The sequence below is a fragment of the Herbaspirillum frisingense GSF30 genome, assembly GCF_000300975.2.
Lineage (GTDB): Bacteria > Pseudomonadota > Gammaproteobacteria > Burkholderiales > Burkholderiaceae_D > Herbaspirillum > Herbaspirillum frisingense.
This window is the reverse complement of record NZ_AEEC02000001.1, coordinates 183,138-207,659: the sequence shown is the minus strand read 5'-3', so window position 1 is coordinate 207,659 and position 24,522 is coordinate 183,138. Positions and strand designations below refer to the sequence as shown.

The window sequence follows — 24,522 nt, the reverse complement described above, 5'->3', positions numbered from 1 at the left end:
TCCTCGTTCTGATGGAAAAGTTGCACCTACAACAGTGCATCACGATCCTTGCGCAGCTCGGTCATGGTCTGCGGCAGCGAAAGCTTGCCCTGCTGCAGCACCGAGCGGGCGTACCACACCAGCCCGACCGTCGCCGCAGTGAAAAAGGCGCCCAGCAGGGCCAGGATCTTCCAGCCCCAGGCGTCCCAGGCCAGCATCACGATCAGCACCGACCAGAAGGCGATGGCAAACCACAAGCCCACCGCCGCCAGCACGAAGATGACAGCAAAGCGCAGCAGGTTGGCACCGATTTCGGACATCTCCAGCGATGCCAGCTCGATACGGCTGATGATCAGGCCGAGCAGGTTCTTGGCCAGGCCCAGGAGCCCCGCCGTCAATCCGGGGTGGGCGGCCTGGGCGGTGGAAGCCGCCGGACTTTCCTTGTGGGGCGTCGCCATCGGCGCGGCGCTTACTTGCTACGACCGATGACCAGGCCCACCAGCAGGCCCAGCCCGGCCGAAATGGCCACGGCGCGCCACGGATTTTCGTGGACATAGTCGTCGGTCTTGGCAACCACTTCCTTGCCCTTCTCGATGGCGGCAGCCTGTGCGCCCTGGGCCGCTTCGGCAGCAGCTTCCAGCAGGGTCAGGCCCTTGGCGCGCAATTCGTCTGCCTTTTCACCGGTGGCAGCAGCGGCCTCGGCGAACAATGCCTGGGCGTCCTTGACCAGGGTCTTCATGTCGTTGCGGACGGTCTTCAGTGCGGGGGATTGAGGCATTTAAATTCTCCTTTTTTGCCGGTTATGGAAAAGACTAGCAAGTCGTCGCATCCCTTTCGCCACTCGCCCCATGTCCAGGCTGAGGCGAGCAGGTTTGCTGCGTTGCGACGAGCTTTTGATTCTACAGAGTCCGCTCCCTGGCGGATAGCGCCTTGCCAGCCTGCTGCACATGCATTGGAGCAGGCTTGCGCCAGCGCAAACTGGTTCGATGATGCGGTGGACGTTAGGTTCCGGCGGTTTCTCCCGCCACAGGGCGTGTCGAGAGGCCATCAGAACCAGAACCGGCCGACCATCAGAAGCGGGTTTCCCGCGCGGCACGCAGGAAACTGTCAAGGATGGGGGTGCAATCCAGCAGCTCGGCTCCACCGGCGCGGTGGAATTCCGGGTGCCACTGCAGGCCCATCACGAACGGCGCCTTGCGATAGCGGATAGCCTCCACGATCTGGTCCGGGCCCGATACCGCTTCCACCGACAGGTCGCGCCCGAGGTCACGTACCGCCTGGTGGTGAATCGAGTTGACGATGGCATTCTCGGTCTTGACCATCCCTGCCAACGACGAGCCCTGGGGGAAATGCAGCGCGTGATAATTGCTGTCGTACTGGTCATTGACGTGCAGGATGGCGGTCGGCACATCGGTAGCGATGTCCTGATACAGCGTGCCGCCAAAGGCCACGTTGATCAGCTGGCAGCCGCGGCAGATCCCCAGCACCGGCTTGCCCGCCTCGATGAACTCGTGCAGCAGCTCCAGTTCGTACATGTCGCGCACCCGGTCACCGCTCCACTCCGGGCGCGTGGCAGCCTGGGCATAGCTCTGCGGCGAGACGTCGGCGCCACCCTGCAAGACCAGCCCATCGAGGTGCTTGGCATAGTCCCGCAGGCGGATATTGCTGGGGTGGACCAGGCCATTGGTATTGACGGTCGGGATCATGAAGACCAGCACATCGCGCGACATGACCCACTGCGCGATCGATTCCTCCAGATATTGCAGGGTCTTGCTGCGCAGGCCCTTGGCACCGCTTTCCGGATGGAAGATACGGGCTGACACGCCGATCTTCAACGTCCTCTGCATGACCCGGCGACCGGCCTTGTCTGACAGCTGGCGCAGGCGCGCCGTGAGGAAACGCCAGGTCTGCGCCCAAGGCGCGTCGCCGGCATGATGGGGCGGCGGGGGCAAGGAGGAATAGGGACTTTGCTGCGGAGTTTGCTGCGCCTGTGCCTGGGTCGCTTCCGCTGCAGGCTGGGCACCAGGTCCAGGCTGCACGGAAGCGGCGGCGGCAGCAGCAGGATCGACCGGCGTAGGCACTACGGGCTGGACCACGGGGCTGGCGGCAACGCTCACGGTGGGGCCCGCTACCGGCGGCGTCCCGGCAGGATTCTGGGAGGCGGCCGGCGCCCCGGAGGCGTCGGCGGAGACAGGCTTGGCCGCGGCCGTACCCGGGGTGCGGTCGGGCGGCAGGTTGGCTTCGGAATCTTGGATGTCGGACATGGCTGCAATAAGTGATCTGGATGGATGAACTGCCGCGCGCTTCATGGGCCACGCGCATGGCGACAATCTACGACAGAGGACCCGGGGAGTGGCTGAGTATAAGCGCATTGCCCGGCTTTGGACACCTGTCGCCCGGCAAGGCGGCTGTGCCTGCAGCAGCGGGTGCTGGCAAGCAGTTTCATACAAGCCGCCGCTCCCGCTTTCATGGCACACTCCTTTCCCTCGTACTGGCAGACAACACAAAGGCCATGCATGTTCCGGCCAATTTCACCGGATCTGCCAGGCCCGGCCAGATCAACCGTCCAGCTCCGCCACCATGTCCAAGGTCCTGATCCTCTACGCCCATCCCGCTGCCGAGCTTTCGCGCACCAACCGCCTCATGCTGGAAGCCGCTGCCCGGTTACCCGAGGTACGGGTCCACGATCTCTATGAGCATTACCCCGACTTCCACATCGACATCGCGCACGAACAGCAACTGTTGAGCGAGGCCGAACTGATCGTGATGCAGCATCCCATCCACTGGTACAGCATGCCGGCGCTGCAGAAGGAATGGCTGGACCGCGTGCTCGCACGTGGCTGGGCCTTCGGCCACGATGGTCACGCGCTGCAGGGCAAGCGATTCTGGCTGGTGGCCTCCACCGGCGGCGAGACCGCCTCCTACAGCAGTGACGGCCGCCACGGCCACCGCTTCGAGGACTTCCTCCCGCCTTACCAGCAGACCGCCCGCCTGTGCGGCATGCAATGGGTGGAACCGCTGATCCTGCACAGCGCCCACCATATCCCACCGGTGCAATTCCAGCACCACGTAGAACGCTATCTGGAGGGCTTGCAGGCATGATGCGCCGCACCCGCCCTCCGCACCCGACCCCCTTTCTGAAAACTGGACGCTCCCATGGATGAACAACTGCTCATCGCCCTGGTTTATCTGCTCGCCGCGGTGGCCGCCGTACCCATCGCCAAGCGCCTGGGTCTGGGCGCCGTGCTGGGCTACCTGCTGGCCGGCATCGTCATCGGCCCCTGGGGACTGGGGCTGATCACCGAGGTCAAGCACATCCTCGAATTTTCCGAGTTCGGCGTGGTGCTGCTGCTGTTCCTGATCGGCCTGGAACTCGATCCCAAGCGCCTGTGGGCCTTGCGCCGCTCCATCTTCGGCTGGGGCAGCGTGCAGGTCGCCAGTGTCTCGCTGGCCCTCTTCGCGGCGGCCCTGGCAGCCGGCGTACCCTGGCGCATCGGCCTGATCGCCGCGCTGGGGATGTCGCTCTCTTCCACCGCCATCGCACTGGCCACGCTGGGCGAACGCAAGCTCACCGCCACCCCGGCCGGCGCCGCCGGCTTTTCCATCCTGCTGTTCCAGGACATCGCCGCCATCCCGATGATGGCCGCCGTTCCCCTCCTGGGCGTGGCGGCCAGCCAGGGCAGCGGCCAGGGCTGGTTGCATGCTGGCCAGGTGGCCCTGGTGATCGCCCTGCTGATCTTCGGTGGGCGCGTGCTGATCCGCCCCATCCTGCGCATCATCGCCAAGACCGACATGCGCGAAATCTTCACCGCCTTCGCCCTGCTGCTGGTGATCGCCACCTGCCTGCTGATGCAGTCGGTAGGCATGTCGATGGCACTGGGGACCTTCCTGGCCGGCGTGCTGCTGGCCGATTCCGAATACCGTCACGCGCTCGAAAGCGACCTGGAACCCTTCAAGGGCCTGCTGCTGGGCCTGTTCTTCATCGCCGTGGGCATGTCGGTGGACTTCGGCGTGTTCCTCGCGCAGCCCTGGCGCATCATCGGCATGGTGCTCGGCTTTCTGGCCATCAAGACCAGTGTGATGTGGGTCCTCGGCCGCTGCTTCGGCATTCCACGCGGACAGCAATTGTTCTTCGCCTTCCTGCTGTCCCAGGGTGGGGAATTCGCCTTCATCGTCTTCGGCGCGGCGGTCACCGCCAAGGTGCTCACGCCCGAGATCTCTTCCATGCTGGTGGTGGTAGTGGCCTTGTCGATGCTGATCACGCCGCTCATGCTCCTGGTGCACGACCGCCTGCTGGTACGCTGGCTGGAAGGCGGCAAGCGCCGTCCGGAAGACAAGATCGATCCGCAGGACCATCAGGTCATCATCGCCGGCTTCGGTCGCTTCGGCCAGATCGTCGGCCGCCTGCTGGCCGCCAATGGCATCGGCGCCACCGTGCTGGACCATGACCCGGACCAGATCGATTTCCTGCGCAAGTTCGGCTTCAAGGTGTTCTACGGCGATGCCACCCGCATCGACCTGCTGCGTACCGCCGGTGCCGACAAGGCGCGGGTACTGGTGATCGCCATCGACGATGCGCAAGCCGCACTGGAAATGGTGGACAAGGTCCGCGAAGAATTCCCGCACCTGCAGATCGCGGCCCGTGCCCGCAACGTCACCCATCTCTACGACCTGATGGATCGCGGCGTGACCGTCCTGGAGCGCGAAACCTTCGAGAGCGCCCTGCACATGGGCCGGCAGGTGCTGCAGCAGCTGGACTTCGGCGCCTATCGCGCCCGCGAGGCCGCCATGAAATTCCGCGCCCATAATCTCAAGACCCTGGACGCGCTCTACCCACACTACAAGAACCAGGCACAGATGGTATCGATGGCCGTGCAGGCTCGTGAGGAACTGGAGGCCATGTTCGCTGGCGACCGCGAGGCGCTTGAGCGCGATCACTCGCACGACCAGTGGCGCCAGGAGCCCCCCGCACCGCCCACGCCATAAAAAAAGGGCCGGACACGCTTGCGCACATCCGGCCAAATCCCTCACTGCTTACTGCTTACCACTTACTACAAGACTACCTACTGCTCACTACTCACAACTACTCACTGCGTACTACTGACTGCTCACCGGTACTACCCACTGCAAAAACGTCAAATCATTTATATCAATTCAGCGCCAGCGGCACGAAGATCTTCTCGTCGCCGCGCTCCACCAGCAGCGCCACATTCTTGCCGGCTTCGGTAGCCAGCTTGCGCAACTGGGGCACGCTCGTGACCGGGGTGCCATTGAGCGCCAGGATCACGTCTCCGCTCTGGATGCCGGCCACCGCCGCAGGTCCACTGGCGTCTTCTACCAGCAAGCCCTTCTGACCGCCGAGCTGAGCTTGCTCATCCTTGTCCAGCGGACGCACCGCCAGCCCCAGGCGTCCCTGGTCATCGCTCTTGCCCGGCTTGGCATCGTTCTTGGCCTGCTTCATCTCGCCCACCGTCACATTGAGGGTGCGCACCTTGCCGGCCCGCATCACTTCCATCGGCTTGCTGCTGCCCGGGGCGGCGTCGGCCACCAGCGTGGGCAGATCCACCGAGTGATCAATGGCATGACCATCGAAACTCAGGATCACGTCGCCCGGTTGCAGACCCGCCTTGTCGGCCGGGCTACCCTTCTCCACCGAGCTGATCAGGGCACCCTCGGACTTCTTCAGACCGAAGGAATCCGACAGCGCCTGGTTCAGGTCCTGCACGGACACCCCGAGGCGGCCGCGTGTCACCTTGCCATGCGTGACCAGCTGCTGCTCCACCTTCATCGCCACATCGATCGGGATCGAGAACGACAGGCCCTGGAAGCCACCGGTCTGGCTGTAGATCTGCGAATTGATGCCGATCACCTGGCCATTCAGATCGAACAGCGGGCCACCCGAGTTACCCGGGTTGACCGCGACGTCGGTCTGGATGAAGGGAACATAATTGTCGTCCGGCAGGCTGCGCGACTTGGCGCTGATGATGCCGGCGGTGGCGGTATTGTCGAAGCCGTAGGGCGAGCCGATGGCCAGCACCGGTTGTCCAACCTTGACCCGCGACGGGTCGCCGATCTGCACCGTCGGCAGGTTCTTCGCATCGATGCGGATGACGGCGATATCGCTCTGCTTGTCGATGCCCAGCACCTTGGCCTTGAACTCGCGGCGGTCGGTCAGCTTGACCACCACCTCCTGGGCACCATCGACCACGTGGGCATTAGTCAGGATCAGACCATCAGGCGAAATGATGAAACCCGAACCAAGACCATGCATCACTCGCGGTTGCTGCGGCATCTGCAGCTGCGGCCCGAAACGCTTGAAGAATTCGGAGAATGGGTCATTGGGGTCCACACCGTTGTCGTCATCGTCGGACACCTTGCGTGCCTTGCCGGTCACGCTGATGTTGACCACGGCCGGGCCGTAGCGCTGCACGATGCCCGAGAAATCGGTGGCCGCCGCGACCACCGGTCCGGCCGGGGCAGCGGACGCGGGGCTGGCCGCCACCAGCGGGGCACTGACCGCGGCCGCCTGCGCCGATGGCAGGTCGGCGCCACGAAAATAGACATAGCTGCCGCCGACCACTGCGGCAATCATGACGGCCAAAGTGTTACGAACAAAAACAATGCGACGGCTCATCTTCTTCTCCTTGATCGAACGCGATATCGTTGGTCGGGCCGGTTCACCACACTTGTGGGACCCACTTGCCTCAACCGTTGGAGTGAAGATTAAGCAGTGAAAATTAAGGCAGACTTAAGGCAGAAAAAAGAAGCATCCTGCCTCGCAGGTGGCCTGCCTGGCGTCGCCTAGGCAGGCAGCAGGACGAAGTCGACCCTGGCCTGCAAGCCCTTGCCGGTATTGACCAGGGTCACCGGTACGCGGTGCAGGTCGGCGATCTGGCGCACGATGGCCAGTCCCAGGCCGCTACCGAAGGCGGCACGATTGCTGCTGGCTTCCTGCGCACCGTGTGGCCGCTGGGCGCGATAGAACCGATCGAAGACACGCGGCAATTCGCTCTCGGCGATACCCGGTCCGCTGTCCTGGATGACGACCGTGCAACGACCGGCAACGGACAGATCGACGCCGACATCGACCACACCGCCCGCGGGCGTGTAGCGCAAGGCGTTGTCCACCAGATTGTTGAAGAGAATGCGCAGGGCATCGGCATTGCCTTGCACCTGCAGCGGCCGGCCATCATCACCTGTATCCGATAGCCCCAGATCGATGCCGCCATGCTCGGCCACCGACGACAGGTCACCTACCACGGTGGCCAGCAGCGCGCGCAGATCGACCATCGCAAAGCCCATGGCATCGGGTTCCTGGCGCGCCAGGGTAAGCAACTGGTGCAGCAGGTGGGAGGTCCGCTCCAGGCCGCTCTTGAGGTCCGCAAAAGCAGTCCGGCGCTCCTCTTCATCGCTGGCACGCTCGGCCAGTTGCGCCTGCAGCCGCAGGGCGGTCAGCGGCGTGCGCAATTCATGGGCGGCGTCGGCGACGAAGGCGCGCTGGGTTTCGGTGGAATGCTTCAGGCGCGCCAGCAAGTCATTCAAGGCATGCGTGAGCGGCTGGATTTCCTGCGGCATGCCCACGTCCGACAAGGGCTGCAGCGAATTCATGTCGCGCGCGGCCACTTCGGCGGCGGCCTTGCGCACCGGCGCCAAACCACGACTGACTGCCACCCACGACAACACCCCGATGAGGGGGAACAGCAACAGCAAGGGCACCACCGTCTTGACCGCCATCTGCGCGGCGATCTCGTCGCGTGCGCTCTGCGGCTGCGCCACCTGCACCACGGTACTGCCGATCTGCGCGCTGTAGACGCGCCACATGCCATTGGGCCCGCGCACATTGGCAAAGCCCAGTTCGGCCTGGCGCGGCATGGCGCCACGGGCATGCGAGTGGTAGATGACGGAGCCACGACTGTCCCAGATCTGCATCATGATCTCGTCCTCCAGCTCGGGGAACTGCTGCCCCGGCGAGATCGGCGAGAAGGCCTGGCGCGGCAGCGAGGCCGCGATCTGGCGCATCTGGTAATCAAAGATCTGGTTGGCCTCGCCACGCGCCTGGAAGTACAGCGCCACCCCGGCCAGCACGATGATGGAGAACAGGCCCAGTCCCAGCCACAGCAACAGCTTGTTGCGGATCGATTTCATGCCGGCACCAGGTAACCCACGCCGCGCACGTTCTTGATGAAGTCGCTGCCGACCTTCTTGCGCAGCGCGTGGATATGCACTTCGACGGCGTTGCTCTCGATGCTGTCGTCCCAGCCGTAGAGTTTCTCTTCCAGCTGCGCCCGCGACAGCACCACGCCGGGACGATCCATGAAGGCCTGCAGCAGCGTGAATTCACGCGCCGACAGGTTGACCGGCTTGCCGCCCACGGTGACCTCGTGGGTGGCTGGATTCAACACCACCTCGCGCACCTGCACCAGACTCTCTGCCCGCCCCGCCTGGCGACGCGAAAGGGCGCGCATACGGGCCGACAGTTCTTCCAGGTCGAACGGCTTGATCAGGTAATCGTCGGCCCCGGCATCAAGCCCGGCCACGCGGTCGGCCACCGCGTCACGCGCCGTGGTGATGAGCACCGGGATGCCGTTGCCGCGCTCGCGCAGCGTGCGCAACACCGCCAGGCCATCCTTTTGCGGCAGGCCCAGGTCCAGCAGCAACATGGCGTAATCCTCGGTCCGCAGGGCAACGTCGGCCGACTTGCCGTCCTGCACCCAGTCGATGGCAAAACCGTCCTGGCGCAAACCCTTGCGCACGGCTTCGCCCACCATGGGATCGTCTTCCACCAGCAATACGCGCATGTCGCAGGCTCCTTGTCGGATTCAGAGTAGCTTCGCCAGCAGGAACACCACCACCGAGATCAGGATGGTCGAGGCAAAGGGCAGCGAAAAGATGCGGCCGAACAGACGGAAGCGCAAGTCCCCCGGCAAGCGGCCGATGCCCAGCTTCTCCAGCCAGGGAAGCAAGGTCGAAAACACGATGACCGAGAGAAAGATGACGACGATCCAGCGTATCAAGCGCTTCTCCTCAGAGTCGGTGGGTGCGGTCGTGACGCAGCATGCGGGCCGGCCATTCGACATTCTTGCCGATGGCCAGTACCTTGAACAGCTCGCCCATCTCGGCCGGGGAAATCAGTTTCTGCATGCCATTGGCCAGCGGCAGATAAAGCAGGCTGTCCTCGGGCGAAGTGCGCAGCAGCAGCTCGCCGATGCCGGCATTGAGCAGGAATGCGCCCTGGCTGGTATAGGCCAGCACTTCGGCCCCCTCTTCCACCGCGGCCACCGCCATCGCGGTGAAATCGACGTGGGCCGTGATGTCCTGGAGGCCTGGCCAGTAGAACGGATCAGGGTGGGCATGATGGCGGTAGTGGCACATCAGCGTCCCCTGGTCACGATCCTGCAGATAGTATTCCGCAGCCGGGAATCCGTAATCCGGCAGGATCGCCAGGCCACCTGCGCCCCGGGCCAGCATGCGACCCAGCGTATGCATGAAACCGATGGCCACTGGCGCCAGTTCGGTGAGATAACCCTGCGGCAGTTCATCCGCGTCGGGAATCTGGGCCACCGGCAGGTCGGCCACTGTACGGTCTGCGAAATGCAGGCGGCCCTGGGCATCACATGCCACTCCGCGCTCCTGCCAGCCCTCGGCCGCCCTCACGGCCAGCCGCACCGGCATGGCGTCCAGCACCTCATTGCCCACCACCACACCGGAAAAGCTTTCCGGCAAGGCATCGAGCCACTCCACCACCGGCGCGAAAGCGGCCAGCGTTGCCTGTTGCTGTGCGCGCAACTGCGCCGAGATTTCCACGATGAAATATTTTCGCGGCAAGGCCTCCCGCAACTGCAATTCGCTGAGGATGTCCCGCGCCAGCTTGCCGGTACCGGCGCCGAATTCCAGCAGCGCGTTGTCCACCTCGGGACTGGCGGCGACCACCTCGGCGGCCAGGTGGGCCAGCGTGGCGCCATACAGGGGCGAGATTTCCGGCGCGGTTGTAAAATCCCCCTCTTTGCCCAGCTTGGCCGAACCACCGCTGTAATAGCCCACCTGGGGCGCATACAGGGCCAGATCCATGTAACGTTCGAAGGAAATCCAGCCACCGGCGGCGGCGATCTCGCCGGCGATCAGTTGCTGGAGGGTGTGCGAGGCCGACTGTGCGTCGGCGCCTGGTTCGGGTAGTTGCAGTTGCATGGGCCGTATTGTATTGGAGTATCGGACTATTGGAGACCTGGAGCATGAGCTCATCCACTTCAGCCGGCGTCGCGCTGGTCACTGGCGCGGCGCGGCGCATCGGCAGGCATATCGCCCTGGCACTGGCGCGGGCCGGCTGGGACGTGGCCGTCCACTACAACCGTTCGCGCGAAGAGGCCGATACCCTGGTGCGCGAGATCGAAGCCCTGGGGCGCCGGTCACTGGCCGTGCATGCCGAGCTGGGCGACCAGGCCCAGGTGAGCAGCCTGCTGGCCCAGGCTGCACCGCTGGGACGCATCCGTTGTGTGGTCAACAACGCCTCGCTGTTCGATTTCGATGACGCCGCCAGCTTCGGCAACGAACGCCTGCTGCGCCACATGAGTGCCAATGTCGGCGCCCCGGTGTTGCTGGCGCAGGCCTTGTACGAGGCCACGGCGGAGGGCGAACAAGCCGTCGTGGTCAACCTGCTGGATCAGAAACTGTACAATCCCAATCCCGACTTCCTGTCCTACACCCTGTCCAAGGCTGCCCTGCACAGCGCCACCACCCTGCTGGCGCAGGCACTGGCGCCCAAGGTCCGGGTGGTGGGCGTGGCACCCGGCCTGACCATGGTCTCGGGCGACCAGACCGAGCAGCAGTTCGACCGGGCGCACACCGTCACGCCCCTGGGCCGTGGCAGCACCCCCGAGGACATCGCCGCTGCCGTCTGCTACGTGGCCTCGGCGCGGGCCGTGACGGGTACCACCCTGCTGGTCGATGGCGGCCAGCATTTGCTTCCCCTTTCGCGCGACGTCATGTTCGTGGCGAAATAACCTTTACATTTCTGATCATGCTCTTCCTGTCCCATCCTTCCCTGCAAGACTGCCGCCGCGTGTTCCTGCGCAACTACGAGGTGTTCATCAACATCGGCGTGCACGAGTTCGAAAAGAAGGGTGAGCAGCGCATCCTGATCAACGTCGATCTCTACGTCCCGCTGGCCGATACCACGCCCACCGCCGACCATCTCGACGAAGTGGTCGACTATGACTTCATCCGCTCCACCATCGCCCAGCGCATGGCACGCGGCCACATCCACCTGCAGGAAACCCTGTGCGACGACGTGATGACGGCCATGCTGGCCCACCCCAAGGTGCGGGCGGTCCGTGTCTCCACCGAAAAGCCTGACGTCTATCCGGATTGCGATTCGGTGGGCGTGGAGACATTCCGCATCAAGACCGCGGGCTGATCCGATCCGCCGCATTCCAGCCTTCCTCCGCTGGCAGCACGACCAGAACCCCGCCTGATGCGGGGTTCCGTGTTTTTCGAGAATTACATACGGTTTTACACTTCCGTCCCGCTACCAAGGTGGTAGCATGTTACGGTGTGTCGATGCGCATCATTGCCCTCTCCACCTTACGGACTTTCTGGACCGCACACCCTGCCGCGGAGACTTCGCTGCGAGCATGGCACGCCTTGGCCAGCCGGGTGAACTGGAAGACCCCGGCCGACATCAAGGCAGCCTATCGCAATGCCAGTTTCACCAGAAACAACCGTGTGGTGTTCAATATCAAGGGCAACGACTACCGGTTGGTGGTCGCTGTACGCTACGACAAGGAATTGATCTACATCCGCTTCGTCGGCACGCATCGCCAGTATGACGCCATTGATGTGGAAACGATTTGAAGGAATGCCACATGCAACTCAAACTGATACGTACCCGCAAGGACTACCGCGCTGCACTGGCCGAAGCGGAGCGTCTGTGGGATGCTCCGGCACGTTCGCAGCAAGCCGATCAACTGGATGTACTTACCCTGCTGATCGCCCATTACGAGCGCTCGCACTTTGCCATTGGTGATCCGGACCCCATCGACTTCCTGCTGCATGTCATGGAGGCGCGTGGCCTGACGCGTAAGGATCTGGAGCCCTACCTGGGACCACGTGGTCGCGTCTCCGACATCCTCAACCGGGTGCGTCCGATGACCCTGGACATGATCCGCAAGCTCAGCGCCGGCTTGAACCTCCCGGCCGATCTGCTGATCCAGCCCTATCCCGTCAGGTCGGCGACCGGTGAACCGGTCAGCGCCTGATCCCACCAGGAAAAATGCCGTCCAGCTTGCGTTGGACGGCATTGATCCTGAGCGACAGGCTTGGCAGGAATACGCTCAACTACATCCCCATATACCTGCCCGCCCGGTGGTTCAAGGCAATCACCAGATTGGCAGTGACCGCACCCAGGATGGATGCCAGCAAGACCCGGGGCGTCACCACGAACAGCGAACACAGCACGATCACCACGTCCACGCCCATCTGCAGCTTGCCGGCACGCAGGCCGTAACGGTCCTGCAGGAACAGCGTGACCACGTTGATCCCGCCAAGGCTGGCGCCATGGCGGAACAGCATCACGAATCCCACCCCCATCAACAGGCCACCCAGCACCGCGCTGTAGAACAGGTCCAGCTTGCCGTAACTGATGAAGTGCGGATGCATCAACGAAAAGCCGGAGACCAGCGCCACCGCGCAGAAGGTCTTGCCGGTGAAGCGCAGGCCCATGCGACGAAACGCGAAGTAGTAGAACGGGATGTTGATGGTGAAGAACACCACGCCAAACGGCAGGCCCGTCAGGTAATGCGTCAGGAAGGCCAGGCCGGCGGTGCTGCCGGTCAACAGGCCCACCTGGCTGTACATGTTTACCGCCAGCGAGACAAAGAGCGTGCCGGCCACCAGCGCCAGCACGTCTTCATAGCTCTTGTGGCGGATGTCGGCCGCAACCAATGCGGCCTTGCCTGCCACTTCAGCCACGCAGCACCTCGGCCATGGTCTCGGCCACGCGTGCAACGTTGCTGTCGTTGAGGCCGGCCACGCAGATGCGGCCCGTGCCGACAGCGTAGACACCGAACTCTTCGCGCAGACGGTCCACCTGGGCGGACGTCAGGCCGGTGTAACCGAACATGCCGTTCTGGCGCAGCAGGAAGGAAAAGTCCTGGTCCGGGACCGCGCTCTTGAGTTGCGAGGCCAGCTTGACGCGCATGTCGCGCACCCGTACCCGCATCTCCTCGACTTCGGCACGCCATTGCGTGGCCAGCTTGTCGTCGCCCAGCACATGCGCCACCAGCAGCGCACCATTGCGCGCCGGGCTGGAATAGTTGCGACGCACGGTCAGTTTCAGTTGGCCCAGCACATTGGCCGCCTGGCCTGCCTGCGGGCAGAACACCGACAACGCACCGATGCGCTCGCTGTAGAGCGAGAAGATTTTGGAGAAGGAATTGGAGAGGAAGAACGGAATCTGCCGACGCACCGCCTCGCGCACCGGCCAGATGTCTTCGTCCAGGCTCTCGGCGAAGCCTTGGTAGGCCAGGTCGAAGAAGGGCAGCAGACCGCGCTTTTCGAGCACATCGACGATCTGTTCCCACTGCGCGCGGGTCGGATCGACGCCGGTCGGATTGTGACAGCAGGGGTGCAGCAGCACCACCGCGCCCTTGGGCAGGGAATCCAGCTTGGCCAGCATGCCCTCGAAGTTCAGGCCCTTGGTCTGCGCATCGTAGTAGGGGTAACGCTCGGTCTTGAAGCCGGCGCCTTCGAAGATGCCGACGTGGTTGTCCCAGGTCGGGTCCGGCAGCCAGATGGTGGGCTGCGGGAAGAAGCGCGCGATCAGGTCGGCACCCACCTTGAGTGCACCCGAGCCGCCCAGGGTCTGCACGATGGCCAGATGTTCCGCCGAGGGCAGATCCGCACCGAAGAGCAGCTTGGCCACCGCCTGGCGATAGGCGGCATGGCCTTCCATGGGCAGATAGACGTAGGGCGCGCCGGCTTCGGCCACTGCCGCGGCAGCGGTGCGCACCGAGGGCAGCACCGGCACCACGCCACGGCCATCGGTATAGATGCCGATGGAAAGGTTGACCTTGTTGCTGCGCTCGTCGCGCTGGAACTGTTCCATCAGGCTCAGGATGGGATCGCCGGCATACGGCGGGAGATGCGAAAACATGAGGACCTCGTCAGATTGAGAAACGCCGATGCCGGTGCAGCCGAGCTTTACCGGCAAAACCGCCATGGTAGCGCGGCGCGGGGAAAATTTCCCGCTTTGCGTTGGCGTGATCGCCGGTTCACAGGACTTTCTTCAGGCACGGGTAGCAGAAGATGCGGCCTGAATGCCACGTTTTGCGCAAGGCGCACTGCACGAACGCGCCCCGCCCATGGCACGAACCGGCGCTGCATGAGAAAATGCCGGTCCTCCGCCCGTGCCCAGCCATCTTGCCTGTTTGTCAACCGGCAGACTTTGCGTTGGCGCGGCAGCAACAGCCTACCGATTGAAGGAATTCCCCCATGAACGACATTGCGGCCGCAGTGCAACTGTCCGACCTGACCCAGCTGCCCGGGCTGGATGAGCCGTCCACGCCGGCTGCCGGCGCGCATGCGGAAGTGACGGCACGCGGTTCGCGCCGCTTCGAGATCCTGGAAAAGGGCATCCGCCGCATGACCGGCCGTGCCATCGCCGACTTCGACATGATCCGCGACGGCGACGTCATCATGGCCTGCATGTCCGGTGGCGCCGACAGCTACACCATGCTGGAGACCTTGCGTTACCTGCAGACGGTGGCACCGGTGAAGTTCGAGATCATCGCCGTGAACCTGGACCAGAAGCAGCCGGGTTTCCCCGAGCACATCCTGCCCGCGTATTTCGAGCGCATCGGCGTGCGCTACCGCATTGTCGAGGAAGACACCTACAGCATCGTCAAGGACAAGATCGCCCCCGGCAAGACCACCTGTTCCCTGTGCTCGCGCCTGCGCCGTGGCATCCTGTACCGCGTGGCCAAGGAACTGGGCGCCACCAAGATCGCCCTGGGCCATCACCGCGACGATATCCTGCATACCTTCATGCTCAACATGTTCTACGGTGGCAAGATCAAGACCATGCCGCCCAAGCTGATCGCCGACGATGGCGAGAACGTGGTGATCCGTCCGCTGGCCTATGTGCGCGAGCCGGATATCAAGAAGTACGCGGCCGCCATGGAATTCCCCATCATCCCCTGCAACCTGTGCGGATCGCAGCCCAACCTGCAGCGCCAGGCCATGCGCGAGATGCTCAATGAGTGGGAAAAGACCAATCCCTTGTGGATCAAGAGCATGTTCACGGCCATGGCCAACATCACGCCATCGCATATGCTGGACCGTAGCCTGTTCGACTTCGGCAGCTTCCAGCCGGTTGCAGGCAAGCAGGCCACAGGCGACACCCTGTTCGATCGCGACGACCAGCTCGACCAGGGGCAATCGGTGGTCAGCCTGCTCTGATTCCCGGCCCGACTGGCGTCGTTCTCACGCTTGCCACACCCGCTGCAAGACTTAGGATGACGAGACACCGCGTATCACCTCATTACCCGGAAGCCCGCCTGCAAAGCGGCTTCTGCGGCCAGCGCGGGCGCCAGCCAAACCCAAAAAAGTAAATTTTTGTTGTCATCCGGCTATAGTCGGGGATTGGACGACAAATACCCTCCTCTTCCACGCTTGAAGGCGAAAAACCGCATGTTCTAATCTGACCCATCGTAGTGAGCTGCCGCGAGGGCTCGCTGCCAGGTCAGAATAAAGACAACCATGCAGTCGTGGTTTCGCAGGGAAAACGTGATCCCGACACGGAAAATACCGGGAGGCCGAGCCGCCACCGACGTGCCGGCCGCCGCGTGAAACATCGCACCCACGCCTCTGCACCCGAACGACTCTCCGCCCTACGTGTAAGAGGCTGCCTGATGGCTCATTTTTGGCGCGACAAGCGCGTTTTAATCACCGGTCACACCGGCTTCAAGGGAAGCTGGCTGACTCTTTGGCTGCACCTGATGGGCGCCAAGGTCAGCGGCTATTCGCTGCCGGCACCGACCAATCCCAGCCTGTTCCACCTGGCGCGGCTGCACAATTGCGTGCAGACCACCACCGGTGACGTGCGCGATCCCAAGCACCTGGCCGAAACGCTGGCGACGGTGCAGCCGGACATCGTCTTCCACCTGGCTGCCCAGCCGCTGGTACGCGACTCCTACAGCACGCCCCTCGATACCTACGCCACCAACGTGATGGGGACCGCACACCTGCTGGAAGCAGTGCGCCACACTCCGTGCGTGCGCTCGGTGGTGGTGGTCACCAGCGACAAATGCTATGAAAACCGTGAATGGCTGTGGGGCTATCGCGAGGACGACCCGATGGGTGGCCACGATCCCTACAGCAGCAGCAAGGGCGCGGCCGAACTGGTGACCTCGGCCTATCGCCGTTCCTTCTTCGCCAAGGACCCGGAGAACCCGGTCGGCATCGCCAGCGTGCGCGCCGGCAATGTCATCGGCGGCGGCGACTTCGCAGCCGACCGGCTGGTGCCCGATTTCGTCCGTGCATTGGAAAGAAACGAGGCCGTGAGCATCCGCAACCCGCATGCGGTACGCCCCTGGCAGTTCGTGCTGGAGCCACTGTCGGGCTATCTGCAGATTGCCCAGTTGCTCTATGAGCACGGCGGCAAGTATGGCGAGGCCTGGAACTTCGGCCCGGCCGACACCGATATGCAGACCGTCAGCCAGCTCTGCGCCACCTTCAATCATTCCTTGCAGAAGAACGACGTGATGCCGGTGGAGGTACGACTGGAGCCGCAACCGCAGGGCCCGCATGAGGCCGGCACGCTGCGGCTGGACATTTCCAAGGCCCGGCAGCGCCTGGACTGGATTCCCAAGATGGAGCTCTACACCGCGCTGGAGCTGACTGCGCAATGGTATGCCGGCTACCTCAACAACGAGGATCTGCGCAGCCTGAGCGAGAATCAGATCGCCTTCTACCAGAGTCTGACATAATCTCCGGGTTACGCACCCGGAGAACTGTCAGCTCATGAACATCCTCGTCACCGGCGGCGCCGGTTATATCGGCTCGCACACCTGCGTGGAACTGCTCAATGCAGGCCACGAAGTCATCGTCTTCGACAACTTCTGCAACAGCAGCCCGGAATCGGTCAAGCGGGTACAGCAGATCAGCGGCAGGCAGGTCTCCCTGGTCAAGGGCGACATCCGCAATCGCGACCAGCTCGAGAGCGTGCTGCGCGAATTCAAGTGCGATGCGGTCATCCACTTCGCTGGCCTGAAGGCCGTGGGCGAATCGGTGGAAAAGCCGCTGATGTACTACGACAACAACGTGGTCGGCACAGTGCGCCTGCTGGAAGCGATGGAAGCGACCGGCGTGAAGACCATCGTGTTCTCCTCCTCGGCCACGGTCTACGGTGATCCGCAATACCTGCCGCTGGATGAAGCCCATCCGCTGTCGGCCAGCAACCCCTACGGCCGCAGCAAGATCGTCATCGAGGATATGCTGCGTGACTATTACCGCGCCCATCCCGACTGGAAGATCGCGCTGCTGCGCTATTTCAATCCGGTTGGCGCACACGAGAGTGGCCTGATCGGTGAAGACCCCAACGGCATTCCCAACAACCTGATGCCCTTCGTGGCGCAGGTCGCCATCGGCCGCCGCGAAAAACTCAATATCTGGGGTGGCGACTATGCCACACCCGATGGCACGGGCGTGCGCGACTTCATCCACGTCGTGGACCTGGCCCATGGCCACGTCGCTGCCCTGCAGGCACTGACCACGCCGCAATGCTTCTCGGTCAACCTCGGCACCGGCATCGGCTACAGCGTGCTGGACGTGGTCAAGGCCTACGAAAAAGCCTGCGGCAAGACCTTGCCCTATACCATCGCCGATCGCCGTCCTGGCGACATCGCCTCCTGCTACGCCGATCCGGCCCAGGCCAGGGAAAAGCTCGGCTGGGAGGCCCGCCTCGGACTTGACGCCATGTGCGCGGATTCGTGGCGCTGGCAGCAGAAGAATCCCAACGGCTTCAAGGACAGCGCCACCTGACTCCGGTCAAAGGCGATTCAGCTGCGTTGCCGCAGGGACTGGACCGTGTCCGCGATGGCCTGGCGCAAGCCGCGCACTGGCGGCGCGCCCAGTGCCTGGGCCTTGGAGATATCGGGAATGTAGCGGTTGCGGCCCGGATTGTCAGCAACGGCCTTGGCCATGATGCGTACCGGCTTGTCCGGTGCAACCAGCTCTCGCACCAATCCGGCCAACTCGGCCACCGTCACCGCCTCGGACGAACCCACGTTGTAGGCCTCGCCGGCCTTGCCATCGCGCAGCAAGAACGTCAGCCACTGCGCAAGGTCGGCCTGGTGCATGTAGGAACGCACCGGGCTGCCATCCCCACCGACCACAATTTCCTGCCCGTACAAGGCATCTCGGATGAAGTTGCCGATGGCGAAATGCGCGTTCAACGGCAGGTCCTCGCCGACAAAGGCGAAGCAGCGTGCCACTACCGCCTCGAACCCGTATTGCGCCGCATACAGCGCGCACAGGTGCTCCGCCTGGCGCTTGGCGAGGCTATAGACATTACCGGGATTGAGCGGGTCGGGCATGCTGTGCAGATGTTCCGGCATCGCCACCATGTCGGCAGGCTGCGGCCCATAGGCACCACCTGAACTGGTCAGCAGGAAGCGCGAGGCGCCGGTGGTTGCCGCCAGCTCCAGCATGTGGCGCGTGCCCGCTGCGATCTGGTCGTACCGTTCCAGCGGCGTCAGCCTCGCTGCATCGGTGGAATCAGCCGCAGCATGCAGGATGTGACTAAAACGGTCGGTGTGCGGCAAGGTCTGCGGCGACAGAATGTCGCCCTCGTGAAAGCGCAGCCAGGGCAAGCCATCGAATTCCGGATGCTGGTCGAGAAAGCGCCGCGGCGCGCGACTGAGCACGACGATCTGGGCGAAGTCCGGCATGCCGCTCTCCAGTGCCCTGCCAAGAAAATGGCGCAGCAGTGCCTTGCCGAAAAAACCCGTCCCGCCAGATATCAGCAATTTCATTGCTTCTCCTTTCATGTTGCGCCCGCCCGCATGATCATCGCGGATATCAGAACACCAGCACCTTCTGCGCCCCTGCTTCGGCCAGCATTCGTCCTATCGTCTCGCCTCCCCACGATACGGTCACCACAATGGGCAGTCCGGCATGCTCGCGCAGCGCGGCATCACGGTCCATGAAACGGTATTGCCCGGCATAGGCCGATTGCGACAGCGCTTCCCAACGCGCATCGATCACGGCACGCACCCGGCAGGCAGACAGCGGCCCGCCGGCCGCGCGCGAGCGGAAGAAATTATCGCCAAAACCATAGACCACGATCTCCTGCCCGGGGACAAACTGCGCCGCCATCCTGCCTGCGCGGTCGCGCTCTTGCGCAAGATAGGAGGCCAGCGCCTGCGGCAGGCCATGCGGCGCCTCCAGACCAGCCGCGCTGTCGCCCCCTGCTGCGCCGATGACATAGCAGGCGGGGAAGGGATTGCCATCCTTGTAGGTGAAATCCTGGCGACCAGCCTGGCGGATTCCCAGACCCCAGCTTCGTACTACATCCGACAAGGATGCGAGGGAGAAATGGTTCACGTGCAGGCGATCGAAGTAATAGCAGAACTCCCGGCGCGGCGCGGACGCGTAATGCGCCGCATCCGGTACCTCGATGTAGATCTTGCCGCCCGGCGCGAGCTTGCCGACGATGGCGGAAAAATCCTTGAGATCGACGATGTGTTCCAGCACGTGCGACAGGATGATCACGTCAAACTGTTGATCGATTTCCTGCCACGAACGATTGAAGCGGATGCGCGGATGCGCGCCACGCCCACCCGGCGCATCCTCCTTGACGTTGGGATCGCTGCCGGCATAGCGATGCTGCGGAAAACGCGCCACCAGGGTGCGCAACAGGCCCGCCTCGCCACATCCCACGTCGAGGACATCCAGCGCCTCCGGACCGCCGAGGATGGCGGCCAGGGTATCGGCCTGCGTGACATAGCGCCTGGCGTCCAGCTCGGAAATCTCCGCGTGGACCGACATCTGGTCATTGGTATTGGCGGCGTAATAGCGGTCATAGGCTTGCGCATCGACCGGTGCCACGTAGGCGAAATCGCAGGCTGCACAGACGGATACCGTAATGTCGGAGGGCAGCCCTGCACGCTGCGACAATGAGAGCGACAGCAAGGGTTGCTCGGGCAGGGTGCCGCAAAGGGGACAGGCACACAGGGGGGGGCGTGTCCAATGGCGGGTATCGGAATCGGGATGGTCCATGAGGCGTCAAGTCCAGGTCGGAAAACAAGGCGGGAGCGCAATGCCCGGCACCGCGCTGCGCATCATCAATAGAAATAGAACGACGAGTCGTCCATCAGATCGGAGTAGTGACGCAGTCCCACCTTGTAGTCCGGACGAATCCGCTTGACCTCGTCAAGCAGTTTCCAGAGGTCGGACGCCCGGTGATAGGCACACACGCATAGCTTGGGCCGCTGCGCCCGGATGGTGCCGGCCGCGCCCTTGAGCGCTTCTTCCTCGGCACCTTCGATATCAAGCTTGAACAGCGTCACCGGGCCGGTGATGATGTCGTCCAGGCGTATGGTCTGGATGTAGGAGACGATGTCATTGGGGATGGGACTGTCGATCTCCTGCAGCAGGTCGAACGACATCGCGGGACGATAGGTGAATTTCTGGTACGACGACGACAGGCCGAGATTGTAGAAAAATACCTCGGGCCGGTCGGCATGTCGTTTCAGGCCATCGTAATACGCCGGCAACTCCGGTTCGAACAGGTAGGCATGGGTCACTTTGCCCAGGCGCTGTTCCATGCGCTCCAGGCTGTCGCCGTTGAAGGCGCCGGCATCGACGTAGTAGGCCATGTCGGCTGGCTGGACAAAATCCGCATCGAGGTATTCATCGGCGAAAGGCGACTTGATGGCATCAGCCACCTGGGTGGCCAACGTACGGCGCATCCGGATCAGACCGTCGAAGACCTGGCGCGAACGCTCGTCGTCCAGTGCCAGGAAGGCCGAGATGAAACGCATGGCGTCGGTGTCGAGTACGTCGACGAAGGAGCGGAAATCGCTCTCCGCATTATGCGAGGTACGCAGTGCGAACATCAGTTCGTGCATGTTCTTCACATGCTTCCAGCCCAGCCCCTGCAACTGCGCCATGATGACGTTGCTGTAGCGACCGCTGGCCACGACCACGGACTCGTTCTCGCCATCGATCTGCCCGGGACCACCGATGAGGATGCCATCGATGCGCTTGCCATGCTTATCGCTACTGTTATCGATGAAGCCCTTCACCTCGATCCCGCGTTCCACGCAGAAACGCGCAACCTTCGCCCCCAGCTTGTGGGCACCGAAGATGTACAAACCACGGTCCACACTGAATGCCCCTGCCAGCGCCGCCTCCAGCGTGGCGCTGGCAGCCGGGCGGTTGGCATCGGCCAGGGCCAGGATCTCGGGATAGCGATGCAACTGTCTGAGCAGCTCGAACTTCTCCCGCGCTGCCAGCACCACATGCTCGCCGCACTCCGAGAGGCGCTGGTCGCCAAGGCGGAACGGCAGCACGACCGCGCCGCCATCGGGCCGGGCGATGCTCAGGAAGTAATCCGTGTCGGCCTGCAGATCGGTGGCGTTCATGCCGGCTGCGTCAATTCCCTTGAACATTCTTTCCTCGCGATGAAATGGAGGGCGCCGGGTGACGACGCCGCAATGCCTGATGCCTAGGCCGACGGTACGTTGAAATAGCGCTCGGCCAGGCTCTCGCGTCCCCGTGGACGGATGACGAGTCCCGTCGGCCCGTTGTAGACCACGCTGTCCGCCGGAATCTCACGATCGAACACCAGTGTATTGGCACCGATGGAAGAGCGCGCACCGATGGGCTTGTTACCGATGATCTGCGCGCCAGCGGTCAATGCCACACATTCACCGATCTTCAACTCCGGATCGGTATTGACGGTCACGTTCTGCAGTATCACCAGGAAATTGGAATACTGCGCATGGCCGAGCACGCTACCCACCGGATGGTTGAGGAAGAAGATCTCCGGCAGCGCCAGCTTGTAGGAGCAGAACACGCCGTTGAGCGCCTGGTTCAGCAGCATCAGCTTGTCGCACAAGGCTTGATTCTGCGACCGCTTCCAGAGGCTGTTGCCCATGAAATACAGCAAATGGCAGTACTGGCCCGAATGCAGGTGCGACAACTGCACCTTGCCATCGACCACGAAGCCGCGGATCGAGACGAACTTCAGGCAATACTCCAGCCGCTGCAAGGCCTCATCGAAGGCGGCATCGACATCCGCGCCGGCAAACGCGTAACGGTCAGGAAAAAAACGGTCGAGCTGCTGGCCCATGTAGGCCTTGAACTCCTCTACCGGCATGGACAGATCCATCATCGCGCAGAGCCCTCCCCGGCAACGTCCGGCCGTGGCAGTGGCAGTTCGTATTGGGCGCGCGCGAGATCTTCCGGCACTCCCATGTCGATGAAATAGGCGTCAGTCTGCATGCCGTAGATGGCTGCCGTATCGAGCTTGCCGGCCAGCACATCGAGCTCGAAGCTGAAAGCGGCATCGGTGCTGTCAGCGAACGCGCGGGCATGGACGTGATAGACGCCGGAGTTGATCAGACCCGCCTGACCCACACCCTTTTCCCGAAAACCCAGCACGCGTGCAGCCTGGTCAATCTCGACGCGCCCGAAGCGAGAGGTATCGGCCATGTATTTGAGCGCCATGGCAACATCGGCCGCCTTGTCACGGGCGAAAGCAGCCAATGCACCGGCATCCAGGTCGAGCAGGGTGTCGCCGTTGACGACGATGGCTTCTTCAATCTCGTGCGAGCGCATGGCATGACGGATCGCGCCGCCGGTTCCCAACGGCTGCGGCTCTACCGAATAGGCCACGGGGACACCACGCCACTGGCTGCCATAGAGCGCCCTGATCTTTTCCCACTGGAAGCTGACGGCCAGCACCAGTTCACTGGCACCACCCTCCACCAGCCGGTCCAGCACGTAGGACAGGAAGGGACGGCCGGCCACCGGAATCAAGGGCTTGGGCGTCTCCCGGGTCAGCTCGCCCAGGCGGGTTCCCAGTCCACCGCACAGGACGATGGCCTTCATACCGGCTCCGGCCGGAATATCCGTTGTTCGATGTGCGCACACAGGGCATGTTCGATGACCAGGTGACATTCCTGAATGCGCGGTGTGGAAGCCGACGGCACGCACAGGCAATGATCGGACAGGGCCTTGAGCTTGCCACCCGATTGTCCGGTGAGGCCGACGACCTTGATGTCCTTCTGGCGGCAGGCCTCGATGGCGTGCAGGATGTTTTCCGAATTGCCACTGGTGGAAATGGCGATGAACAGGTCGCCTGCACACCCATTGGCCAGCACCTGGCGGGCGAACACTTCCTTGTAGCCATAGTCATTGCCGATGGCCGTGAGGATGGAGGAATCGGTGGTCAGCGCGATGGCCGATAGAGGCGGCCGGTCGAAATAGAATCGGCTGACAAGTTCGCCGGCAAAATGCTGGGCATCGGCGGCACTGCCGCCATTGCCGGCGATCAGTATCTTGTTGCCGCGTTGATAGGTCTGCACGCACAGCTCGCCGATGGCCTGCAACTCGGCATTGAGGGCGGCATCCCCCAGGAAGGCCTGGAAGACCTGCAGCGATTCCTGCATGTGCAGGGACAGTCCATTGGATGAGTTACCAGACACTTCTGCCTCCATCGACGACCAGGTTGGTTCCATTCAGATAGCTTGATGCATCCGAGCAGAGGAAGGCAATCGCGCCACGATATTCGTCAGGCCGGGCCATGCGCCCCATGGGAATGAGCTTGACCAGCTTGCTGACGAACACATCGTTCTGCCCGGCGTACACACCGCCCGGTGAAAGCGAATTGCAGCGCACGCCCTGCTCGCACCAATAGGTGGCCAGGTACTTGGTCAACCCGATCAGGCCGTGCTTGACCACCGAGTAGGTCACCGGCTTGACCGGCTGCAGATGCGGCGCGCGGCCCTCGACCTGGTACAGCCGCTGATCCGGCGCGATGACCCCGAGGTCGGAGGCGATATTGACGATCACCCCGCCACCGGCCTGCGCCATGTGCGCACCGAATACCTTGGAACAGTTGAAAGCGCCGCCCAGACCGACATCGATATCGAGCTGCCATTGATCGGAAGGGAAATTTTCCAGACGCGAGAAATTCATCCCGTCCGCATCTTCCACCTTGGGATTGCGGGCGGCGTTGTTGATCAGGATAGCGATTGCGCCGTGCTGCTGGAGGATGGCCTCACGCGCGGCCTGTACCTGGTCCAGCCGGGTGATGTCGGTCTGCAGGACCAGCACATCGATGGCGAACTCGTCGCGCAGCGCGCGGGCGTTTCTTTCCAGGCCGGCGGGGTCGATATCGAGCAATACCGGCTGCCCTCCCAGGCTGGCAATAGTCGCTGCGTGCTGGTAACCCAGCATGCCACCGCCACCGGTGATGACAGCGACTTTGCCTTGCAGGTCGAACAGGTCTTTGCTGGAAACGGAATTGGACATAGCCTTGAT

26 protein-coding genes are annotated in these 24,522 nt (G+C 63.2%); 9 read left to right on the top strand and 17 right to left on the bottom strand.

The genetic code is table 11. The features are described 5' to 3' along the window. Nucleotides 1–26 precede the first annotated feature (26 nt). The 3 genes from HFRIS_RS00940 to HFRIS_RS00930 all read right to left on the bottom strand — a co-directional run bounded on the left by HFRIS_RS00940 (nt 27) and on the right by HFRIS_RS00930 (nt 2,243). Entirely contained in the window at nt 27–437 is a 411-nt protein-coding gene (locus HFRIS_RS00940; RefSeq protein WP_006461320.1) for a phage holin family protein, read from the bottom strand. Nucleotides 438–448: 11 nt separating this feature from the next. Then, complete coding sequence (locus HFRIS_RS00935; RefSeq protein WP_006461319.1) at nt 449–757, bottom strand: ElaB/YgaM/YqjD family protein; 309 nt, start codon at nt 755–757, stop codon at nt 449–451. 292 nt (nt 758–1,049) lie between these two features. Then, nucleotides 1,050–2,243 carry a gamma-glutamyl-gamma-aminobutyrate hydrolase gene (locus HFRIS_RS00930; RefSeq protein WP_006461318.1) on the bottom strand — a complete coding sequence of 398 codons (1,194 nt, stop codon included), beginning with the start codon at nt 2,241–2,243 and terminating at the stop codon, nt 1,050–1,052. Between the two features lie 316 nt (nt 2,244–2,559). On the opposite strand from HFRIS_RS00930, the gene kefF reads away from it, so the two are divergent. Together kefF and kefC are read left to right on the top strand one after the other, a co-directional pair. Next, entirely contained in the window at nt 2,560–3,081 is a 522-nt protein-coding gene (gene kefF, locus HFRIS_RS00925) for a glutathione-regulated potassium-efflux system oxidoreductase KefF (RefSeq protein ID WP_006461317.1), read from the top strand. Nucleotides 3,082–3,135: 54 nt separating this feature from the next. Beyond that, on the top strand, nt 3,136–4,965 hold the full coding sequence (kefC, locus tag HFRIS_RS00920; RefSeq protein ID WP_006461316.1) for a glutathione-regulated potassium-efflux system protein KefC: 1,830 nt from the start codon (nt 3,136–3,138) through the stop codon (nt 4,963–4,965). Between the two features lie 163 nt (nt 4,966–5,128). Here kefC and HFRIS_RS00915 read toward each other — a convergent pair whose 3' ends face one another. The 5 genes from HFRIS_RS00915 to HFRIS_RS00895 form a co-directional block, all read right to left on the bottom strand. After that, nucleotides 5,129–6,613, bottom strand: coding sequence for a DegQ family serine endoprotease (locus HFRIS_RS00915; RefSeq protein ID WP_006461315.1), 1,485 nt, complete (start codon nt 6,611–6,613; stop codon nt 5,129–5,131). Between the two features lie 167 nt (nt 6,614–6,780). After that, complete coding sequence (locus HFRIS_RS00910) at nt 6,781–8,124, bottom strand: ATP-binding protein (protein ID WP_006461314.1); 1,344 nt, start codon at nt 8,122–8,124, stop codon at nt 6,781–6,783. Then, nucleotides 8,121–8,777: a response regulator gene (locus HFRIS_RS00905; protein WP_006461313.1), complete on the bottom strand. Its 657-nt coding sequence runs from the start codon at nt 8,775–8,777 to the stop codon at nt 8,121–8,123. The genes HFRIS_RS00910 and HFRIS_RS00905 overlap by 4 nt, the downstream gene beginning before the upstream one ends. 21 nt (nt 8,778–8,798) lie before the next feature. Then, nucleotides 8,799–8,993 carry a DUF2905 domain-containing protein gene (locus HFRIS_RS00900; RefSeq protein WP_006461312.1) on the bottom strand — a complete coding sequence of 65 codons (195 nt, stop codon included), beginning with the start codon at nt 8,991–8,993 and terminating at the stop codon, nt 8,799–8,801. A 10-nt stretch (nt 8,994–9,003) separates the two neighbouring features. Beyond that, the gene (locus tag HFRIS_RS00895) at nt 9,004–10,164 is read right to left on the bottom strand and encodes a class I SAM-dependent methyltransferase (protein ID WP_006461311.1); all 1,161 of its coding nucleotides are present in this window, start codon (nt 10,162–10,164) and stop codon (nt 9,004–9,006) included. A 44-nt stretch (nt 10,165–10,208) separates the two neighbouring features. Here HFRIS_RS00895 and HFRIS_RS00890 point away from each other — a divergent pair, with 44 nt between their 5' ends. From HFRIS_RS00890 to HFRIS_RS00875, 4 genes are all read left to right on the top strand, one after another. Further along, nucleotides 10,209–10,976, top strand: coding sequence for an SDR family oxidoreductase (locus tag HFRIS_RS00890; protein ID WP_006461310.1), 768 nt, complete (start codon nt 10,209–10,211; stop codon nt 10,974–10,976). Nucleotides 10,977–10,993: 17 nt separating this feature from the next. Then, nucleotides 10,994–11,389 (top strand): dihydroneopterin aldolase, encoded by a 396-nt coding sequence (locus HFRIS_RS00885; RefSeq protein ID WP_006461309.1) that lies wholly within the window; start codon nt 10,994–10,996, stop codon nt 11,387–11,389. Between the two features lie 143 nt (nt 11,390–11,532). Further along, nucleotides 11,533–11,826, top strand: a complete 294-nt coding sequence (locus HFRIS_RS00880; RefSeq protein ID WP_006461308.1) for a type II toxin-antitoxin system HigB family toxin — start codon at nt 11,533–11,535, stop codon at nt 11,824–11,826. A gap of 11 nt (nt 11,827–11,837) precedes the next feature. Beyond that, the gene (locus HFRIS_RS00875) at nt 11,838–12,230 is read left to right on the top strand and encodes a helix-turn-helix domain-containing protein (RefSeq protein WP_006461307.1); all 393 of its coding nucleotides are present in this window, start codon (nt 11,838–11,840) and stop codon (nt 12,228–12,230) included. 79 nt (nt 12,231–12,309) lie between these two features. On the opposite strand, the gene HFRIS_RS00870 is transcribed toward HFRIS_RS00875, so the two are convergent. Both HFRIS_RS00870 and HFRIS_RS00865 read right to left on the bottom strand, forming a co-directional pair. Beyond that, nucleotides 12,310–12,942, bottom strand: a complete 633-nt coding sequence (locus HFRIS_RS00870; RefSeq protein WP_006461306.1) for a YitT family protein — start codon at nt 12,940–12,942, stop codon at nt 12,310–12,312. Then, nucleotides 12,935–14,125: an amino acid aminotransferase gene (locus HFRIS_RS00865; protein ID WP_039873775.1), complete on the bottom strand. Its 1,191-nt coding sequence runs from the start codon at nt 14,123–14,125 to the stop codon at nt 12,935–12,937. The genes HFRIS_RS00870 and HFRIS_RS00865 overlap by 8 nt, the downstream gene beginning before the upstream one ends. A 338-nt stretch (nt 14,126–14,463) precedes the next feature. Between HFRIS_RS00865 and ttcA the strand changes: the two genes are divergently transcribed. The 3 genes from ttcA to galE all read left to right on the top strand — a co-directional run bounded on the left by ttcA (nt 14,464) and on the right by galE (nt 18,012). After that, a complete protein-coding gene (gene ttcA / locus HFRIS_RS00860; protein WP_006461304.1) occupies nt 14,464–15,429 on the top strand; it encodes a tRNA 2-thiocytidine(32) synthetase TtcA in 966 nt (321 codons plus the stop codon). Nucleotides 15,430–15,881: 452 nt separating this feature from the next. After that, the gene (gene rfbG / locus HFRIS_RS00855; RefSeq protein ID WP_006461303.1) at nt 15,882–16,958 is read left to right on the top strand and encodes a CDP-glucose 4,6-dehydratase; all 1,077 of its coding nucleotides are present in this window, start codon (nt 15,882–15,884) and stop codon (nt 16,956–16,958) included. A 34-nt stretch (nt 16,959–16,992) separates the two neighbouring features. Further along, nucleotides 16,993–18,012, top strand: coding sequence for a UDP-glucose 4-epimerase GalE (gene galE / locus HFRIS_RS00850; protein WP_006461302.1), 1,020 nt, complete (start codon nt 16,993–16,995; stop codon nt 18,010–18,012). 17 nt (nt 18,013–18,029) lie between these two features. Here the strand turns inward: galE and HFRIS_RS00845 are convergent, their stop codons facing one another. The 7 genes from HFRIS_RS00845 to HFRIS_RS00815 form a co-directional block, all read right to left on the bottom strand. After that, nucleotides 18,030–19,004, bottom strand: coding sequence for an NAD-dependent epimerase/dehydratase family protein (locus tag HFRIS_RS00845; RefSeq protein ID WP_006461301.1), 975 nt, complete (start codon nt 19,002–19,004; stop codon nt 18,030–18,032). A 46-nt stretch (nt 19,005–19,050) separates the two neighbouring features. Further along, the gene (locus HFRIS_RS00840; RefSeq protein ID WP_081626805.1) at nt 19,051–20,250 is read right to left on the bottom strand and encodes a class I SAM-dependent methyltransferase; all 1,200 of its coding nucleotides are present in this window, start codon (nt 20,248–20,250) and stop codon (nt 19,051–19,053) included. A 65-nt stretch (nt 20,251–20,315) separates the two neighbouring features. Continuing rightward, a complete protein-coding gene (locus HFRIS_RS00835) occupies nt 20,316–21,644 on the bottom strand; it encodes an FkbM family methyltransferase (RefSeq protein ID WP_006461299.1) in 1,329 nt (442 codons plus the stop codon). Between the two features lie 56 nt (nt 21,645–21,700). After that, the gene (locus tag HFRIS_RS00830) at nt 21,701–22,369 is read right to left on the bottom strand and encodes an LbetaH domain-containing protein (protein ID WP_006461298.1); all 669 of its coding nucleotides are present in this window, start codon (nt 22,367–22,369) and stop codon (nt 21,701–21,703) included. Beyond that, nucleotides 22,366–23,088 carry a nucleotidyltransferase family protein gene (locus tag HFRIS_RS00825; RefSeq protein WP_006461297.1) on the bottom strand — a complete coding sequence of 241 codons (723 nt, stop codon included), beginning with the start codon at nt 23,086–23,088 and terminating at the stop codon, nt 22,366–22,368. The genes HFRIS_RS00830 and HFRIS_RS00825 overlap by 4 nt, the downstream gene beginning before the upstream one ends. Next, nucleotides 23,085–23,648 (bottom strand): D-sedoheptulose-7-phosphate isomerase, encoded by a 564-nt coding sequence (locus tag HFRIS_RS00820; RefSeq protein WP_006461296.1) that lies wholly within the window; start codon nt 23,646–23,648, stop codon nt 23,085–23,087. Before HFRIS_RS00820 ends, HFRIS_RS00825 begins: the two co-directional genes overlap by 4 nt. 25 nt (nt 23,649–23,673) lie before the next feature. Further along, nucleotides 23,674–24,513 carry an SDR family oxidoreductase gene (locus HFRIS_RS00815; RefSeq protein WP_006461295.1) on the bottom strand — a complete coding sequence of 280 codons (840 nt, stop codon included), beginning with the start codon at nt 24,511–24,513 and terminating at the stop codon, nt 23,674–23,676. Nucleotides 24,514–24,522 lie beyond the last annotated feature (9 nt).

Excerpts from the sequence above, each read along its gene's own strand:
- HFRIS_RS00940 (WP_006461320.1), bottom strand. The coding sequence starts at position 437 with ATGGCGACGCCCCACAAGGAAAGTCCGGCGGCTTCCACCGCCCAGGCC.
- HFRIS_RS00935 (WP_006461319.1), bottom strand. The coding sequence starts at position 757 with ATGCCTCAATCCCCCGCACTGAAGACCGTCCGCAACGACATGAAGACC.
- HFRIS_RS00930 (WP_006461318.1), bottom strand. The coding sequence starts at position 2,243 with ATGTCCGACATCCAAGATTCCGAAGCCAACCTGCCGCCCGACCGCACC.
- kefF (WP_006461317.1), top strand. The coding sequence starts at position 2,560 with ATGTCCAAGGTCCTGATCCTCTACGCCCATCCCGCTGCCGAGCTTTCG.
- kefC (WP_006461316.1), top strand. The coding sequence starts at position 3,136 with ATGGATGAACAACTGCTCATCGCCCTGGTTTATCTGCTCGCCGCGGTG.
- HFRIS_RS00915 (WP_006461315.1), bottom strand. The coding sequence starts at position 6,613 with ATGAGCCGTCGCATTGTTTTTGTTCGTAACACTTTGGCCGTCATGATT.
- HFRIS_RS00910 (WP_006461314.1), bottom strand. The coding sequence starts at position 8,124 with ATGAAATCGATCCGCAACAAGCTGTTGCTGTGGCTGGGACTGGGCCTG.
- HFRIS_RS00905 (WP_006461313.1), bottom strand. The coding sequence starts at position 8,777 with ATGCGCGTATTGCTGGTGGAAGACGATCCCATGGTGGGCGAAGCCGTG.
- HFRIS_RS00895 (WP_006461311.1), bottom strand. The coding sequence starts at position 10,164 with ATGCAACTGCAACTACCCGAACCAGGCGCCGACGCACAGTCGGCCTCG.
- HFRIS_RS00890 (WP_006461310.1), top strand. The coding sequence starts at position 10,209 with ATGAGCTCATCCACTTCAGCCGGCGTCGCGCTGGTCACTGGCGCGGCG.
- HFRIS_RS00885 (WP_006461309.1), top strand. The coding sequence starts at position 10,994 with ATGCTCTTCCTGTCCCATCCTTCCCTGCAAGACTGCCGCCGCGTGTTC.
- HFRIS_RS00880 (WP_006461308.1), top strand. The coding sequence starts at position 11,533 with ATGCGCATCATTGCCCTCTCCACCTTACGGACTTTCTGGACCGCACAC.
- HFRIS_RS00875 (WP_006461307.1), top strand. The coding sequence starts at position 11,838 with ATGCAACTCAAACTGATACGTACCCGCAAGGACTACCGCGCTGCACTG.
- HFRIS_RS00865 (WP_039873775.1), bottom strand. The coding sequence starts at position 14,125 with ATGTTTTCGCATCTCCCGCCGTATGCCGGCGATCCCATCCTGAGCCTG.
- ttcA (WP_006461304.1), top strand. The coding sequence starts at position 14,464 with ATGAACGACATTGCGGCCGCAGTGCAACTGTCCGACCTGACCCAGCTG.
- rfbG (WP_006461303.1), top strand. The coding sequence starts at position 15,882 with ATGGCTCATTTTTGGCGCGACAAGCGCGTTTTAATCACCGGTCACACC.
- galE (WP_006461302.1), top strand. The coding sequence starts at position 16,993 with ATGAACATCCTCGTCACCGGCGGCGCCGGTTATATCGGCTCGCACACC.
- HFRIS_RS00845 (WP_006461301.1), bottom strand. The coding sequence starts at position 19,004 with ATGAAATTGCTGATATCTGGCGGGACGGGTTTTTTCGGCAAGGCACTG.
- HFRIS_RS00840 (WP_081626805.1), bottom strand. The coding sequence starts at position 20,250 with ATGGACCATCCCGATTCCGATACCCGCCATTGGACACGCCCCCCCCTG.
- HFRIS_RS00835 (WP_006461299.1), bottom strand. The coding sequence starts at position 21,644 with ATGTTCAAGGGAATTGACGCAGCCGGCATGAACGCCACCGATCTGCAG.
- HFRIS_RS00830 (WP_006461298.1), bottom strand. The coding sequence starts at position 22,369 with ATGATGGATCTGTCCATGCCGGTAGAGGAGTTCAAGGCCTACATGGGC.
- HFRIS_RS00825 (WP_006461297.1), bottom strand. The coding sequence starts at position 23,088 with ATGAAGGCCATCGTCCTGTGCGGTGGACTGGGAACCCGCCTGGGCGAG.
- HFRIS_RS00820 (WP_006461296.1), bottom strand. The coding sequence starts at position 23,648 with ATGCAGGAATCGCTGCAGGTCTTCCAGGCCTTCCTGGGGGATGCCGCC.
- HFRIS_RS00815 (WP_006461295.1), bottom strand. The coding sequence starts at position 24,513 with ATGTCCAATTCCGTTTCCAGCAAAGACCTGTTCGACCTGCAAGGCAAA.